We start from the raw sequence: 16,803 nt of genomic DNA on the forward strand, positions 1-16,803 counted from the left end.
GGGGTCTTCAACCGGACCGTTTCTGAAATACCCGCATTTGAAATACGAGTATTTATGCCTCAGTTCTACACGGCGTAGAAAAAGGTTGCAAATCGGGTGACGCCCGGGCGGGGCGGACTCCGGAGGGGGATCGCGGCCTCGGATGCCGGGGCCGCGCCTGGTTAGAGGCTGGCTACAGGCCCGGGCGCAGGCCGATGGCCTGGAAGACCGGATTCATTTGCCGGGAGGTCGGCAGCGAAGCGACGACAATGTCATCAAGCTCACGGTAGAACGCCTCACGCGCGCGGCCCAGGGCGCTGCGCAGCCGGCACTCGTTGATGAGCGGGCAGGCGCCCGCGGCAGCCACGCAGTCCGCCGGGTCGGTCCGGGTGTCCAGTGCGCGCAGCAGCTGCCCGACGGTGGCGGCCCGGCCGGCGCCGCTGAGCCGGGACCCGCCATTGCGGCCGCGTTCGACGTCGATCAGGCCGAGTTCGCGCAGCTTTGCCATTGCCTTGCTGACGTGGTTGTAGGGCGTGCCGACGGCGTCCGCGATGCTCTGGGTGGTGAGCAGTTCGCCGTCGGCTGCGGCCGCGAGCACCATCATCGCGCGCAGGCTCACGTCCGCGAAGGCGTTGATCTTCATGGCACCGGCTTGGTCTAGTCCACCCAGACGGCGGGTTCGTTGGTGTCGGCGGAAAGCTCGCCAAACTCCAGCTCGTGCGTCGCCGGGTTCGCGCCGTAGGGCAGTACCGCTGCGAAGACGGAGCCGTCCTGGTGCTCGGCGGCCACGTGGATCGCGTCCGAGTCCTCTTCCAGCAGGGTGATGTCACAGACGATCGCGGCGGCGCGGAACTCGTCCCGGTGCTGCCGCAGCAGCTCGGTGAGGTCGTTGATCATGGCGTCGGCGTCGAAATCGGCGTCGCTGTCCCCGGATGCGTCCGCCGGGGTGACAGCCACCAGGCGGACTTCGCCGTCGTTCTCCACCACCAGGGCGAATGGCAGGAAGCCGCCGTTGCGCTCGAGCTGCTCCTGGGCCGCACCCACTCCGGTGCCGAGCAGGTTCTCCAGGTCGGTGGCGCTGGCATCCGGCACCGAGCCGCGCCAGGAGTCCTCAGCCGGATCCGCCGGCTGCAGGACGGCCCCCTGGGCCTCCGGTGAATCGGTCATGGCGATCAGCCCCGGACCAGGGCCAGGACCCGGTCGCGGACGCGTTCCATGGTTTCCTGGTCCGTGGCCTCGACGTTCAGGCGGAGGAACGGCTCGGTATTGGACGGGCGCAGGTTGAACCAGTAGCTTCCGTCGGCGGCGATGAAGGTGCTGCCGTCTAGGTAGTCCACCTCAACGTCTTCGTCGTAGAAGTCCACGCGGACACGCTCCACGGCGGCGGCCTTGTCCTCGATTTCCGAGTTGATCTCGCCGGAGGACTGGTAGGGCTCGTATTCGCGGCCGAGCTCCGACAGCGGGCCGTCCTGCTCGCCGAGGGCAGCCAGGACGTGCATGGCGGCCAGCATGCCGGTGTCCGCATTCCAGAAATCGCGGAAGTAGAAGTGGGCGGAGTGCTCGCCCCCGAAGATCGCACCTTCGGCCGCCATCACAGCTTTGATGAAGGAGTGTCCCACCCGGGTGCGGAACGCGCGGCCGCCGTCGTTGACCACCAGTTCGGGCACCGCCCGCGAGGTCAGCAGGTTGTGGATAATCGTCGGCGTTTCCTCGCCGTTGGCCTTGGCGCGGGCGATCTCGCGGCGCGCCACCATGCCGGTGACGGCCGACGGCGAGACCGGCTCGCCCTTTTCGTCGATCACGAAGCAGCGGTCGGCGTCGCCGTCGAACGCCAGGCCGATGTCCGCGCCGTGCTCGACGACGGCGGCCTGCAGGTCGCGCAGGTTTTCCGGCTCCAGCGGGTTGGCCGGGTGGTTCGGGAAAGATCCGTCGAGCTCGAAGTAGAGCGGGATGATCTCGAGCGGCAGCTTGGGCAGCAGCGTGTCACCCAGCACGGCGGGGGTCGTCATGCCGGCCATGCCGTTGCCGGCGTCCACCACGACCTTGAGCGGACGGGATCCGCTGAGGTCAACGAGGCTGCGCAGGTACTCGGAGTAGTCCTTGAGGACGTCCCGCACGCTGATCAGGCCGCGGGGGCCGTTCGCGGGGATGGTGCCGGCGTTGAGGTATTCCTCGGCCAGGGCCTGGATCTCCTTCAGACCGGTTTCGGAGGAGATCGGCACGGCGCCGGCCTTGGCCATCTTGATGCCGTTGTACTCGGCCGGGTTGTGGCTTGCGGTGAACGTGGCGCCGGCAGCGTTCAGGGCGCCGCAAGCGTAGTACAGCTCGTCCGTGGAGATCAGGTCGAGCAGCTGGACGTTGGCGCCGCGGGTTGCCGCGCCGTTGGCGAAGGCCCGGCTGAACTCGGGGGAGGAGGGGCGCATGTCGCCGCCGACCAGTACTGTCTGTCCGGCCAGGTCCAGGACGTCCACAAAGGCAGCCCCGACGGCTTCGACGATTTCCGCGGTGATGGATTCGCCCACAATTCCGCGCACGTCGTAGGCCTTGAAGGAAGCCGAGAGGTCAAAAGTCTTTGTCTGGTCGCTAGTCACGGCTCCCATCTTACGTGGAAGCCGCCGGGGACCGTCCGCGCCGGCCGCGTATGTGGATACGGATTGTCCACATACGACTCCGCCCGCTTCGTGGCTGTCGGAGGGGACTGGGATACTGAAGCAATGGCCAATAACCAGAACGCTGCAGTCCTTTCCGCACCCGAATCACCCTCCGCCGGGGGTACCGGGACGCGTGAGCAGGCCCAGGCGGTGCTGCGCGAACTTGTGGGGCACCCGGATGCTGAGTTCCACGACGGCCAGTTCGAGGCTATCGAGGCTCTCGTAGACGGCGGCCGGCGCGCCCTTGTCGTGCAGCGCACCGGCTGGGGCAAGTCGGCCGTGTACTTCGTCGCGTCCTTGCTGCTGCGCCGCCGCGGAGCGGGCCCGACGCTGATCGTGTCCCCGCTGCTGGCGTTGATGCGGGACCAGGTCGCCGCCGCCGCGCGGGCCGGGGTCCGGGCCGTGGCCATCAACTCGGCAAACCAGCTCGACTGGGACACCGTCCGCGAACAGCTCGCGGCCGACGAGGTGGACGTGCTCCTCGTGTCCCCGGAGCGGCTCACCAACCCGTCGTTCCGGGAGAACCAGCTGCCTGAGCTGGTCCGCCGGACCGGGCTGCTGGTGATCGATGAGGCGCACTGCATCTCGGACTGGGGCCACGACTTCCGGCCGGACTACCGGCGGATCGCCGACCTGATCACCCAGTTGCCGGACAGCGTCCCGGTCCTGGCCACCACCGCCACCGCCAACTCGCGGGTGGTGCACGACATCGAGGAACAGCTCGGTGAGGGCGTGCTGACCATCCGCGGCGCCCTGGGCCGTGAGTCCCTGCGGCTGGGCGTGCTGCGGCTGCCCGACTCCCGGGAGCGGCTGGGCTGGCTGCTTACCCACCTGAAGGACCTTCCCGGCAGCGGCATCATCTACACCCTTACCGTGTCGGCGGCGGAGGACACCGCCCGGCTCCTGGCCGAGGCCGGCCACGAAGTGCTCGCCTACACCGGCCGGACCGACCCCGCGGACCGGGAACGCGCCGAGCAGCTGCTCAAGGACAACCAGGTGAAGGCGCTGGTGGCCACCTCCGCCCTCGGCATGGGCTTCGATAAGCCGGACCTTGGCTTCGTGGTGCACCTCGGGGCGCCGTCGTCCCCGGTGGCCTACTACCAGCAGGTCGGCCGTGCCGGCCGCGGCGCGGCAAACGCCGACGTGCTGCTCCTGCCCGGCTCCGAGGACCGGGACATCTGGCAGTATTTCGCCACCGCGTCGATGCCCTCGGAAGAAAAGGCCTCCGCGGTCCTGACCGCGCTGGCCGAGGCCGGCACCGCGGTGTCCACCGTGGCGCTTGAGGCCCGGGTGGACCTGCGCCGGACGCCGCTGGAGCTTTTGCTGAAGGTGCTGGCCGTGGACGGGGCCGTCGAGCGCGTGGGCGGCGGATGGCGTTCCACCGGCCAGCCGTGGACCTACGATGCCGAGCGGTACCGCCGGATTGCGGAGGCACGCGTTGACGAGCAGGACTCCATGGTGATCTACCAGGACACCGCCGGCTGCCGGATGGAGTACATCACCTCGGTGCTCGACGACGAGACCGCCACCGCCTGCGGCCGCTGCGACAACTGCGCCGGCCGGTGGTTCCCCGCCGACATTGCCGCCGACGCCACCGAAACGGCGGGCGCGACACTGAACCGGGCCGGCATGGTGCTGGAACCGCGGCTGCAGTGGCCCAGCGGTATGGACCGCCTCGGCGTGAACGTAAAGGGCAAGATCAAGCCGGAGGAAAGCCTGGCCAATGGACGGGTGCTGGCGCGGCTGACAGATCTGGGCTGGGGCGGCGCGCTGCGCGAGACCTTCGCCGCGGGTGCCCCCGACCGGGCCGTGGACCCCGGCATGCTGCGGGCCTGCGTGCAGGTCCTCCGCGAATGGGGCGGCGGCGACGCGCGCAACCCCGGCTGGAGCGGCGCTGGCCGTCCGGCCGCGATCGTCAGCGTCCCGTCCCGGGGCAAGCCCGAATTGGTGGAGTCGCTGGCCCGCGGTATCTCCGAGATCGGCCGCATCCCGTACCTGGGCCAGCTGCAGCTTGCCCACGGCGGCCCCACGGGCGGCCGCGGCGGAAACAGCGCCTACCGTCTCGCCGGGGTCTGGGACCGGGTCGTGGTGGGGCCCGAGCTGGCCGCGGCGCTGGACGGCATCCAGGGCCAGAGCGTCATGCTGGTGGACGATCTGGTGGACAGCCGCTGGACCGTCACCGTGGCCGGACGTGCCCTGCGGCTCGCAGGCGCCGGGGCAGTGCTGCCGCTCGTGCTCGGCCAGGCGGGCTGAGCCGAGGCCATCCCGGGCAGCGCTTTTAGCAGCGCGCGCTTCGTTGCACGCGCTCAGCTGCTGCGCGGCCGCCCGGACTCCAGCACGGCCATGGCGGCGTTGTGGCCGCCGATGGCGCTGACGGCCCCGCCGCGGCGGGCCCCGGAACCGCAAAGCAGGAGCTGCGGGTCGTCCGTAGCGACGCCCCAGCGCTGCGCCGGGGTGTCCAGGGGTGCGTCGTCGTCCACGAATGGCCAGTCGAGGCCGCCGTGGAAGATGTTGCCGCGCGGCATGCCGACGGCGCGTTCGATATCCAGGGTGGTCTTGGTTTCGATGCACGGCCGGCCGTCCGGACCTGTCAGCAGCAGCTCCTCGACCGGCTCGGCGAGGACCCTGTTAAGCGAACGCAGCACCGCGGCCTGCAACTCCGCCCGCCGGGCGTCGTTGTTCTGCGCGGTCACCAGCCGGTCCGGGACGTGCAGGCCGAACACTGTGAGGGTATGCGCGCCGGCCGCCTGAAGCTCCGCGGACAGGATGCTTGGATCGGTCAACGAATGGCAGTAGATCTCGCACGGCAGGGGATCCGGAACAGCCCCTCCCGCGGCGGAGACGTACGCCGCATCCAGCTGGGACCACGTCTCGTTGATGTGGAACGTGCCGCCGAAAGCCGCTTCCGGACTGACGGCGTCGTCCAGCGGCCGGGGCAGCCGCTTGAGCAGCAGGTTCACCTTGACCTGGGCGCCCTCGCGGAGATGGTTCGGGTTCTGCGTGGCGTGCTTGGCGGGTGCAGTCCCGCCCTGCGCGGCCGCAATCGGACCGCCCGACGCAGCGTTGCGCAAGCGGTCCAGGACCACGGGGGCCACATTGGACAGGACCCACGGGGCGGAGACGGTGTGGTGTGCGCCGTCGTGCCGGTAGCTGACGACGCCGCCCGGGCGGACGGAGGTGGCCTCCGCAGAGGTGAGGATGGTCGCGCCCGCGTCCCTGGCCGCACGTTCCAGCTCCCCGGACACCGCGCCCATCCCGCCCACGGGCACATCCCAGTCACCGGTCCCGCCGCCGATCAGGTGGTACAGGAAACAGATGTTCTGCTGGAGGTCGGCGTCGTCGGCGCGGGCAAAGGTGCCGATCAGGGCGTCGGTCAGGACCACGCCGCGGACCAGGTCGTGCCGGAGTGCCTCGGCGATGGCGTGCCCGACCGGCTGCTCAACCATGGCCTCCCACGCCTCCGCGGCGCCGGCCAGGCGGGCGAGTGACTTCGCCGCCGACCGGGTGGGCAGCGGGGCCGTCATGGTGGGCCAGAGCGCCCGGGTGAGCCTCCCGCAGCTGGCGTAAAACTCGTTGAAGGCGCGGAACTCGTCGTCGGACGCCCCGATCGCACCGAACGAGGCGGCCGTGGACTCGGCGTCCTCATTGTCGATCAGGAGCGCCCGTCCGGGATTGGCCGGGTCCGGGGTGTACGAGGAGTACCGCCGCCGCGCCAGCGTGATCCTCAGACCAAGGTCGTCGATGATCTGCTGCGGCAGCAGGCTCACGAGGTAGGAATAACGCGAGAGCCGTGCCCCGACGCCGTCGAACGCCTGCGCGGACACCGCGGCGCCGCCGGGCTGGTCGAGCCTTTCGAGCAGCAGGACCTTCCGGCCGGCCTTGGCCAGGTACGCCGCCGCGGCCAGGCCGTTGTGGCCGCCGCCTACGATGATCGCGTCAAACGCGTGGTTGGTCGACATGCGCCCATCCTGCCATCCGGCCGGCCCGTCACGGACGAAGCTCGCCCGGGTGGAGGCGCAGAGCGGGACCAAGGGCCCCGGGAACGCAAAAGGCCCCGGTCCAGGACCGGGGCCAAACGCGGAGACGGGGGGATTTGAACCCCCGGTGGAGTTGTGCCCCACACTTCATTAGCAGTGAAGCCCATTCGGCCGCTCTGGCACGTCTCCAATTGCTATTACTAGCCAACCAAGGATACGCAGAAGGGGCCATGCAGTGCAAAACGGTCGACGCGGGGTCACTTACGGCCGGTCCAAGCGCCCGGGATGGGTCGTAAGTGACCCCGCGTTGCCCGTCCGTGGGAATTACACCTAGGCCGCCCGGCCCGCCAGGGCGCGCCAGAGGAAATGCTGGCTGCGGCTCTGCAGGGCTGCGGCCTGGCGGTTGTCCGAGGCGCCGGCGTGGCCGCCCTCGAGCGCTTCGTGGAACCAGACATTGGGGATGCCCATGGCCTGCATCCGGGCGGCCATCTTGCGGGCCTGCACGGGACCCACACGGTCATCCGAGGTGGCGGTCCAGATGAAGGTCTCCGGGTACTCCACCCCGTCGCGGAGCAGGTGGTAGGGCGAGAAGGTCCGGATGAACTCCCACTGCTCGGGCACATCGGGGTCGCCGTATTCGGCAATCCAGGAGTACCCCGCGGAGAGCTTGCTGTACCGGCGCATGTCCAGCAGCGGCACCCCGCAGGAGACGGCGCCGAACAGGTCCGGGTACTGGGTGAGCATGTTCCCCACCAGCAGGCCGCCATTGGAGCCGCCCACGCAGCCCAGCCGCTGGCGGGACGTCACGCCACGCGCGATCAGGTCCTGCGCCACGGCGGCGAAGTCCTCGTAGGCGCGGTGCCGCTTGTCCTGCAGCGCGGCGCGGTGCCACGACGGCCCGTACTCGCCGCCGCCGCGGATGTTCGCCACCACGTAAACGCCGCCCCGGCTGTGCGGCACGTCGCCCACGGCGCCCGCTGATTCCTCCGTGCGCCGCTCCAGCCAGGCCCGACCGACGGCGCCGCTGTAGGCAGGGGTGCGGGAAATCTCGAATCCGCCGTAGCCGGAGAGCTGCGTAGGGTTCTGCCCGTCCAGCACCAGGCCCTTCGCGGCGATCTGGAAGTAGGGCACACGCGTGCCGTCCTTGGACACGGCGAAGTGCTGCTGGACCTCGTAGGCGTCCTCGTCGAAGAACGACGGCGCGGTCCGGACCACCTCGTGCGTGCTGACGACGCCGTCCGCCCCGGCGCGCGTGAGCGTGCCGCGGGTCAGCGTGCTCGGCGTCGTAAACCCGGTGGCGACCAGCCAAAAGTCGTTCCCGGCCCCGCCACTCCGGTCGCCGTCGTCGTCGCTGCCGTCTTCATCGTCCACGGCGTAGGCGTTGACGTCATGCAGCGGCGGGCAGGCATCGAGCACGCTGGAGGCCCAGGCGACGTCCGCCCCGGGCCGTTGCGGATCGAGCACCCGGATCTCGGAGGAGACGTCGCGGAGCAGGTTCAACAGCAGGAAGTCCCGGGTCCAGCTCCAGGACTGCAGGGAGGTGTGCGCATCCGGGGTGAACAGCACGGACAGTTCCCGGCTGCCGGCCAGGAAGTCATCGAAGCGCGCCGCCAGCAGGGACCCGGCCGGGTAGCTCGTTCCGTCCAGGGTCCACTCGCCCTGCGGACGGAAAAGCAGCCATTCCCGGTGCGAGCTAAGGTTCACATCCTCGGGCACGTCCAGCTCGACCCAGACGCCGTCGCACAGTACCGAGGTGCGCTTTTCGAAGAAGCTGATCCAGTCCACCGCGAAAGTCCGCTCGAAGCCGGGGGTGGAGTCGTGCGCCAGGAGCGCCATCATGTGGTCTTCCGGGATTTCGAACAGCCGCTCGGCCGAGGCCAGTGACTCGCCGCGGCGCAGGACCACGCCGGTCCGGGCGTAGGAAGAGGTGGTTTTCGGCAGTCCCGCGGCCGTGCTGGCGACCAGCAGGGTGTCCGCGTCCAGCCATGAAACGTTGCCTTTCGCGGTCGGGAGGTCAAAGCCGCCCTCGGCCGGGTCGACAAAGCTGCGGGTCTCGACGTCGAACTCCCGGTAGCGGTTCGCGTCGCCGCCGTCGGGGGAGAGCGCCAGCAGGGCCAGCCGGTGCGGCTGCCCGGCCGCGGGGCGGAGGAAGCTGGCGCCGTGGAAGACCCATTCCTCGCCTTCGGCTGCGGCCAGGGCGTCGACATCGAGCAGGGTTTCCCACGCGGGGGAACCCGCCCGGTAGCTCTCCCAGTCCGTGCGCCGCCACAGGCCCTTGGGATTCTCGCGGTCCTTCCAGAAGTTGTAGTACCACTGGCCGTGCTTGCCCACCATGGCGATCCGATCGGTGGAGTCCAGCACCTCCAGGATCCGGTCTTCGAGTTCGCCGTACTCGGCATCCTCCAGCAGTTCCTCGGTGCGGGCATTTTGTTCCCGGACCCAGGCCAGTTGTTCCTCGCCGTAGATTTCCTCCAGCCAGATGTTCTCATCGACGGGTTCGGGGGCGGTCCCGGAAAGCGCGCCGGAGGGCTCGCCGGGCGCGGTGGGGTACTCAGCTGAAGTGGTGGTCATGGGCCCATCCAAGCAACACCGGTGCCGGGCAGGCAAGTCAAGGCGGCAGCGCGGATGCGGATACGCTGGATGCCGTGGGTAAATCGCAGAGCATCCGGACGGCACTGATTGGCGCCGGTCCCCGGGGTACAAGCGCGCTGGAGCGGTTGCTCGCCAACTGGGCCCCGACCACCCCTGAAGCCTGCCTGCACATCGACGTGATCGACCCTTATCCCGCGGGCCCCGGCCACGTCTGGCAGCCCGGACAGTCCCGTCTCTACCTGATGAACACCCAGTCCTTCTATCCCACGGTGGTCCCCGAGGATCCGCAGCTCGCGGCGCCGCTGGCCGGGCGCACCTTTGACCAGTGGCGGGAACTGCAGCGGAAGGATCCGGACCCGGCACTGTCGGCCGATGAACGCACCGAGTTGTCCGGCCTGGGTTCCGCCGACTTCCCCAGCCGTGCGCTGTACGGCCGCTACCTGAGGTCCACGCTCGAGGAGCTGCTGGAGAAGCTGCCCGCCGGGGTCACCGTGGATTTCCATCAGACCACCGCGACCTCGGTCCGGCCGGCCGCGGGCCCCGGGAACGCGGGGTTCGACGTCGCCCTCGCCGACGGTACCGAACTCACCGTCGGGTCCGTGGTGCTGGCGCTCGGCCACCTGGACTCCCGTCTCAACCCGGAGCAGCGTGAGCTCCAGGCGGCGGCGGACGAACTCGGGCTGAAGTACCTGCCGCCGGCCGCCCCGGCCGACGTTGACTGGTCCGGAATTCCCGCCGTCCAGCCGGTGCTGGTGCGGGGCATGGGCCTGAACTTCTTCGACGTGATGGGCCAGCTGACCGAGGGCCGCGGCGGCAAATTCCTGCCCGCACCGGACGGGGCGGGGCTGACGTACCTGCCGTCCGGCCGGGAGCCGTCCATCATCGCCGCCTCGCGCCGCGGAACCCCGTACCGGGCGAAGGCGACCCTGGCCGGCTACTACCCGGCAGCGGTGTCGCTGAGGTACTGCACCGAGGATGCGCTCGCCAAGTTCGCCGCCGCCGGGATCCTGCCCGCTTTCGACCACGACCTGTGGCCCCTGCTGCACCGGGATGTCGTGTGGGCCTACTACTCCACCCTGGCGCGCACGCACCCGGACGCCGTGGGCGCGGACCCGGCCGGCTTCCTGGCCGGACTGGAGGAGGCGCTCCAGCCGCACGCCCACTCCACCGTGAAGTGGGAAGAGGCCGCCGGCGCGGTGATCGACGCCCACGTCCGCCCTGCCTACCGGCTGGACCTGCTGGGACTTGCCGCGCCGCTGGCGGGCCGCAGCTTCGCGTCCCGGGCGGAACTGGATGCCGCCGTCGTCGACTATCTGCTCGACGACGCGAGGCGCTCCGCGCTCGGTGAGGACGATCCGGTGAAGATGGCGATCGGCGCCCTGCATCACGGCCGGGCAGTGCTGAAGACGGCCGTGGCCGACGGCGGCATCACCGAACAGTCCTGGGTCGCCGGCCTGCGCGGCTGGTTTGAGTCCTTCGTGGAAGGGCTCGCGAGCGGCCCGCCGGCCCTCCGTGCCGAGCAGCTTGCGGCCCTGGCCCGCGCCGGCGTGGTCAGCTTCGTGGGACCGGACCCCAAGTTCGGCGTCGACCGCAAGGCCAGGGCGTTCACGGCCGCCTCCCCATGGGTGGCCGGGCGGGACGGCGGCGGCGGTGAGGCAGTACAGGCCGCGGTGCTGATTGAGGCGCTGGCCCCTGCCAACCGGGTGGCGATCAACGCGTCGCCGCTGCTGGAGCAGTTGCTCGCGGACGGCCTGGTGCGCCCGCGCCTCACGATGAGCGTGGAAGGCACGCCCGTGCAGAGTTCCGGGCTGGAGGTGCTCCCGCATCCCTACCGGCCCGTCGGTGCGAACGGATCGGTCACGGAGGGGATCTACGTGCTGGGCCTGCAGCTCTCCGCCGCGCAATGGGGCACCGCCATCGCCGCGGAGGCGCGGCAGCAGCAGGGGCCGGTCTACCGCAGCGGACAGCGCACGCTGCGCGACGCTGACGAGATTGCCCGGGACATCCTCGCCCGGTAGCGCCCTGGTTCTCGGCGCCGGGGTGGATGCCGCGGGTTTCGGAGCGTTCGTCCGGGTCCGGATCCAGTCCGAGGGATGGTGCCTCATCCGCCACAGCAGCCCCGCCCGGGTTAGTGGAGTGGCCGACCCCAGGGCCAACGAAAAATGAGCATGTCCCCTCCCCGGGCCGGGCAGTGGACACTTGCACAATATGTCCACCGCTCCGGCCGGGGGAGGGGCATGCTCACTGAGGCTGGGCTACGGAACTAGCCCTTCAGGCATTTCCGGTACGCGGCCATTGCCGTGCCGTAGTTGGCCTGACCCACGAGGTCCGCGGGCCGCTTCGGCTTGACCGGCGCGGTGCACTGCGGCGGGACCGGCACGCTGGCCGCGACCAGCACGTCCGCCTTCACCACAGTGCCGGACTCGACGGCGGTGAGCACCAGGGTGCCCGTGCCCGCAACAGCGCCGGCCGGCACCAGCACGCTCACGGTGGCCGCGCCGGCGGAAACCGGCACCGTCCCGAGCGCGGTCACGGTGCCCGCGGCGTCGGCGAACTCGGCCCGCAGCGAGGTGTTGGCCGGGCTGCCGAGCGAGGTGAGGTCCAGCTTGGAGACCGCCAGGGTGATCGGCTCCCCGCTCTTGACCTCGGCCGCGGTGGTGTTCACCACGGCCACGGAACGGCGCGCGAAGTCCGGCGAGACGGGCGTGTGCGTCTGCAGGTACTTGATCCACGCGTCGCGGTCTACCAGCCCTGAGTCCTTGGTGCCGGTGCCGGACTTGAAGATGCGGAAGTTGTCGCCGCCGGTGGCCAGGAAGCTGAACGTGCCGATCCGGTAGGACTTCGCCGGATCGATCAGCGCACCGTTGACCCGGATCGCGGTGATCCGGTCACCCGCGGCGCGGGCTGCGTCGTAGGTGTAGTTGACGTTCTTGGACAGGCCCAGCTGCTGGTAGGCGCGGCTGGGGACCGTGCCGTCCGGGTTGGTCTGCCACTGCTGCTCCAGCAACGTCTTGAACTGCGCGCCCGTGAGCGTGGTGGTCCAAAGGTTGTTCACGAACGGCAGGACCGCGTTGGCCTCGGCGTAGGTGATGGTGCCGTCCGGTGCGTAGTAGAGCTCGTTGCGCAGGCCGCCCGGGTTGACGACGCCGATTTCTGCGGCGCCGAGCTCCGGCGCCTTGAGCGCGTCCACGAGCGAGTCCGCCACGAGGTTGCCCAGCGTGGATTCGCTCGCGCGGTCGTCACGCACGGCGGGGGTTCCGCCGAACGCCGTCGTGATGTCCGCGGTGACCTTGCCGACCGGCTGGTTGCCGATCACGGCGGCGTCGGCGACGGCCTTGTCCACGATGGTCTTGACCGCAGCCACCCGCGGGTACGCGGCGACCAGGTCGGCCGCCGGGTCCGTGGTGCGCTTGACGTTGGCCGCCTTGTAGCCGGTGACGGACATGGTCTTGGTGTCGATGGTGAGCTGGATCTGTCCGATGAACTCGCCGTAGTTGCCGGTCTGGACGATCGGACGGGTCTTGCCCGTGGGCTGCCCGGCAGAATCCAGCACGGGTGCGTCCCAGGCGTACTGCTTGTGGGTGTGGCCGTTGAAGATCGCGGCGACATCCGGGGTGACTTCCTTGACCATCTTGGCGAAGGGGCCGCCCGCGGCGACCTCCTGCTCCAGGGTGGCGCCCTCGGGAGTGCCGGAACCGGCGCCGTCGTGGTTCTCCACGATGATCACGTCGGCGAGCTTGCCCGCCTTGATCTTGGCGGCGACCCGGTTGATGGCATCGACGGGATCGCCGAACTCAAGGTCCGCGATCCCGGCAGGGGTGACCAGGGACGGCACTTCCTGCGTGACCGTGCCGATCACGGCGACCTTGATCCCGTTCATGTCCAGAACGGTGTATTCGGGCAGCGCCGGCTCGGTGGTGCCCTTCTGGTAGACGTTGGCGCCGAGGTACGGGAACTTTGCGTTGCCGCCGCCGGCGATGACCCGGTCGCGCAGGTCGGCCCAGCCGCCGTCGAACTCGTGGTTGCCCACGGCCGAGGTGCGGAGGTCCAGGGCGTTAAGGACATCGATGGTCGGCTGGTCCTTGGCGACGGCCGAGGCAAACAGCGAGGCGCCGATGTTGTCGCCGGCGGAGAGGAACGCGGTGGCGCCGGGGGCCGCGGCGGCCCGGAGCTTCTCGATCGTTCCGGCGAACAGCACCGTGTTGGAATCGATGCGGCCGTGGAAATCGTTGATGCCCAGGAAGTTCAGGTCAACGCTGGCCGGGGTGGTGGGCAGGTCCAGTCCGACGACGACCGGATCGTGGTCGCTGGCGCGGAACTGGTTCGGAGCGTAGTAGTCGGTGACGTTGTTGTTGTAGCGGCTGTATTCCAGCGCCACCGACTCCACCGAGTTGATGTTCCAGATGTCCGCGCCGGTGACGACGGCGTTGGCCGCCGGCGAGGCGAGGATGTGGTCCAGTGAGCCCACCAGGCCGCCGAAGAGGTAGGAGTGCTTGGCGCTGCCGTCGGCGTTCTTGGCCCTTTCGTCCTGGTTGACGTACCCGGCCGCCGTGAGGACGTTGATCGGGTCCTCCTTGGCGTAGGAGTTGAAGTCGCCGATTAGGAAGACCTTGTTGGTGCCCTTGGACTTCTGCAGCTCGTCGGAGAAGGCCAGCAGGGACTGCGCCTGGGCGGTGCGGGCGAGGTTCGAGGCGCCCTGGCCCTTGTCGGTGTCGTCCGGCGTTGCAGCCGAGCCCTTGGACTTGAAGTGGTTGGCGATCGCGATGAACTTCTTGTCATCGGCCGCGCCGACCGGCTTGAAGACCTGGGCCAGCGGCTTGCGGGCACTGGCGAAGGCAGCTGTGTCGTTGTGGATGATGGATTCGCCCAGCGGCTCCGCCGCGGCCTTCTTGTAAATGAAGGCGGTGCGGATCATGTCCTCATCGGCCAGCGGGGGTGCGTTGGCGGGGGTGCGGACGTAGTCCCAGATGCCGGGGGTTGCGACGTTCAGGGCGTCGACCAGCTTCGCCAGGGCGTCGTCCCGGTTCTTGCCGAACTGGGCCGAGTTCTCGACCTCCATCAGGGTGACGACGTCGGCGCCGGACTTGGAGATGGCGGCAACAATCTTGTCCTGCTGGCGCTTGAGGTTTTCGGCGTTCGAGGCGCCGCGGACGTTGCAGCCGCCGCTGACGGTGATGGGGTTGCCCGCCCGGTCCGTGTAGAACTTGCAGCCGGCGACCTGGTCGCCGGTGGTGGGGAAGTAGTTGAGCACGTTGAACGAGGCAAGCTTGAGGTTGCCGCCCACCGCCGTCGGGGCCTCGGCGCGGGTGGCGCCGAAGCCGGCCGGCTGGACCGTGTCCGCGTTGGCGGCGGTCAGCTGGGTCAGCGGCTGGAACTTCCAGGCGCTGTTGGCGTAGCTGAGCACCACGTTGGTCTTGAACGTCACCGGCGCGCCCACCCGGACGTGATCCGCGGTGGTCAGGTACGGCAGCGTCAGTGCCTTGTTGGTGGCGTCCTTGAGGAAGTTGGTGCTGGCGCCGTCGTCGAGCTTGATGCCGCGGGCGGCGTTGGCCGCGACGGTGGCGGTGTATTCGGCGGAGCCGTAGGGGGCGACGGCGGTGGGCTGCTCCAGCGGGGTGGTGCCGCCGGCCAGGCCGATTTCGCCGTACTGGTTCAGCGAGTAGTTGTCCGCAACAGTGACCGGCCCCTGCGGCGTCAGCAGCATGGCCTCGAGGGATTCGCGGAACGCCTCGTCGGCCGGAAGGGCGAAGCCGGTGGCCTTGACCTCGGGGGCGGCGTCCGTCAGCTTAGTGACTCCGGCGGCGCCGGCGACGTTGAGCTGGGTCATGCCGTAGTACTCGGCAACGTCGCCGGTGACCTCGACGTAATCGCCGATCTGCACTCCGGCGACGGCGGACGGCGCGTAGACGAAGATGGCGTCCGACGCCGTGTGGTTGGCCGGGGTCAGATCGCCGCCGGTTCCGGGCGTCTGGATGTAGAAGCCTGCGAAGCCGCCTGTCGGGAAGGTCGCCGTGACCTTTCCGCGGGTGGTGACGGAGGTGCCGGCGAGCGGGCTGGCCGCGCCGGTGCCCTGGATCTCCGCGATGCTCTTGGCCGTCGGGGGAGTGACCGGTCCCGGATCAACCGGGGCGGTTTCACCGTTGGCCGCCTTAGGCGTGATGGCGCCGTTAAGCGTGAAGTCAGCGGCGTTGTTGTTGCTGTCCGCACCGCCGCTGCGGTTCATGCTCTTGACATCGGTGTTGCCCGACGGCGCCGTTGCCGCCTGGGTTTCGAAGGTGTTGGAGCTGCCGTAGCCGAGCAGGTCGGCGACGTTCGTGGGTTCGACGACGGAGCCGGTGGCCAGCGTAGTCAGGGCGGTGGCCTGCTTGGCCAGGACGATCGTTCCGCCGGCGCCGGCCGGGTTGAAGCCGGTGGCGGTGACGTCCGCGGCGGGCAGATCAAGTCCGGCGGTGCCGTTGCTGCCACCCTTTAGCAGGTAGTACCCCTTGGCGGCGACGGTGCCGGACAGGGGCACCGTGGTGCTCGGGGCGGTGGTGCCCGTGGCGGAGCGGTACTGGATGGACCAGCCGTCCAGCGCGACCGGGGCGTCCGAGGTGTTGTACAGCTCCACGAACTTGTTCTTGTAGGCCGCTCCGGCGCTGCCGCCGCTGAGGTAGGCCTCGTTGACGATGACCGGCGAAGTTCCGGCGGCTGCCGGTGAGACCTCCAGTGCGGCGGCGGGCAAAGCGGTCAGCGGCGCTGCGATGAGCCCCGCGGACAGTGCTGTGCCCAGCGCTGTTTTCCAAGGTGTGATTTTCATCCGCTCTAACTCTCATTAGGGTGCCCGGGTAAGGGCTGGGTGCGATGTCCGGGTAGGTGGCCCGCGGACCGGCCGGTCTGCTCCTGGTCAAGCAGATCCCGGCACAGCAAAACAGGGGTGAATGAACACAGGGTGGATTGAGTGTGCATTCGGCGAGACGGCCCCCAGCGGAACGCCTCACAGCCGGCACGGAACCCCAACAAGGTGCCCCAGCGACGGTGTTGGTAGAGCTTTTTTGACTGCCCGGCCGTCCCCCTGGCCCGGGCACTCAAAAGAATACCGGCCAGTAGGCGCTTGGGAAGCGGCTGGCCGGTATTTCTTGTGGCAATTTTTCCAAAGGATTTAGTTGGCGCCCTGGCTCAGGCGTTAGGGGCGGCGGAAAGGCTCCGCCCGGAGCGCCGGTTCAGGCCTGGTTGAAGCGGACCATGTTGCCGGACGGGTCGCGGAAGGCGCAGTCCCGCGGTCCCCACGGTTGCACGATGGGTTCCTGGAGGACTTCCGCGCCGGCGCCGCGGACAGCCTCGAAGGTGGCATCGAGATCGTCCGTGCGGAACACGATCACGGGCAGGACGCCCTTGGTGAGCAGTTGCTGGAGCGCGTCGCCGTCGTCCTTGGAACGGCCGGCGTGCGGGGGAGAGAGCACGATCTCCAGATCAGGCTGTGCGGCGCTGCCGAGGGTGACCCAGCGGTGGCCGTCCGAGCCGACGTCGTTGCGCACCTCCAGGCCCAGCACGTCGCGGTAGAAGGCGAGCGACTCGTCGACGTCGTTGACGGTGATTTGTGCGTACTGCAGTGAAATGTTCAT

The 16,803-nt window shown here is 69.4% G+C and carries 9 protein-coding genes and 1 tRNA gene; 2 read left to right on the forward strand and 8 right to left on the reverse strand.

What is annotated here, in order from left to right:
- Positions 1–172: 172 nt before the first annotated feature.
- From AC1DH3_RS08330 to AC1DH3_RS08340, 3 genes are read right to left on the reverse strand one after another with little or no spacing between them, the layout of a single operon-like run.
- Positions 173–622, reverse strand: coding sequence for an RrF2 family transcriptional regulator (locus AC1DH3_RS08330; RefSeq protein WP_441419012.1), 450 nt, complete (start codon positions 620–622; stop codon positions 173–175).
- 14 nt (positions 623–636) lie between these two features.
- Entirely contained in the window at positions 637–1,146 is a 510-nt protein-coding gene (locus AC1DH3_RS08335; protein WP_476909037.1) for a hypothetical protein, read from the reverse strand.
- Between the two features lie 5 nt (positions 1,147–1,151).
- On the reverse strand, positions 1,152–2,570 hold the full coding sequence (locus AC1DH3_RS08340) for a phosphomannomutase/phosphoglucomutase (RefSeq protein WP_476892813.1): 1,419 nt from the start codon (positions 2,568–2,570) through the stop codon (positions 1,152–1,154).
- 123 nt (positions 2,571–2,693) lie between these two features.
- On the opposite strand from AC1DH3_RS08340, the gene AC1DH3_RS08345 reads away from it, so the two are divergent.
- Entirely contained in the window at positions 2,694–4,883 is a 2,190-nt protein-coding gene (locus tag AC1DH3_RS08345) for a RecQ family ATP-dependent DNA helicase (RefSeq protein ID WP_476892812.1), read from the forward strand.
- 53 nt (positions 4,884–4,936) lie between these two features.
- On the opposite strand, the gene AC1DH3_RS08350 is transcribed toward AC1DH3_RS08345, so the two are convergent.
- From AC1DH3_RS08350 to AC1DH3_RS08360, 3 genes are all read right to left on the reverse strand, one after another.
- Positions 4,937–6,589 (reverse strand): phytoene desaturase family protein, encoded by a 1,653-nt coding sequence (locus AC1DH3_RS08350; protein WP_476909038.1) that lies wholly within the window; start codon positions 6,587–6,589, stop codon positions 4,937–4,939.
- 119 nt (positions 6,590–6,708) lie between these two features.
- Positions 6,709–6,796 (reverse strand) — tRNA-Ser (locus tag AC1DH3_RS08355).
- 141 nt (positions 6,797–6,937) lie between these two features.
- Positions 6,938–9,178, reverse strand: a complete 2,241-nt coding sequence (locus tag AC1DH3_RS08360) for a prolyl oligopeptidase family serine peptidase (protein WP_476909039.1) — start codon at positions 9,176–9,178, stop codon at positions 6,938–6,940.
- Positions 9,179–9,252: 74 nt separating this feature from the next.
- On the opposite strand from AC1DH3_RS08360, the gene AC1DH3_RS08365 reads away from it, so the two are divergent.
- On the forward strand, positions 9,253–11,217 hold the full coding sequence (locus tag AC1DH3_RS08365; RefSeq protein WP_476909040.1) for an FAD/NAD(P)-binding protein: 1,965 nt from the start codon (positions 9,253–9,255) through the stop codon (positions 11,215–11,217).
- A 245-nt stretch (positions 11,218–11,462) separates the two neighbouring features.
- On the opposite strand, the gene AC1DH3_RS08370 is transcribed toward AC1DH3_RS08365, so the two are convergent.
- Positions 11,463–15,998 carry an ExeM/NucH family extracellular endonuclease gene (locus tag AC1DH3_RS08370; protein ID WP_476909041.1) on the reverse strand — a complete coding sequence of 1,512 codons (4,536 nt, stop codon included), beginning with the start codon at positions 15,996–15,998 and terminating at the stop codon, positions 11,463–11,465.
- 403 nt (positions 15,999–16,401) lie between these two features.
- Positions 16,402–16,803, reverse strand: coding sequence for a VOC family protein (locus tag AC1DH3_RS08375; protein WP_441419020.1), 402 nt, complete (start codon positions 16,801–16,803; stop codon positions 16,402–16,404).

This window comes from Arthrobacter sp. 05L428 (genome assembly GCF_056397665.1).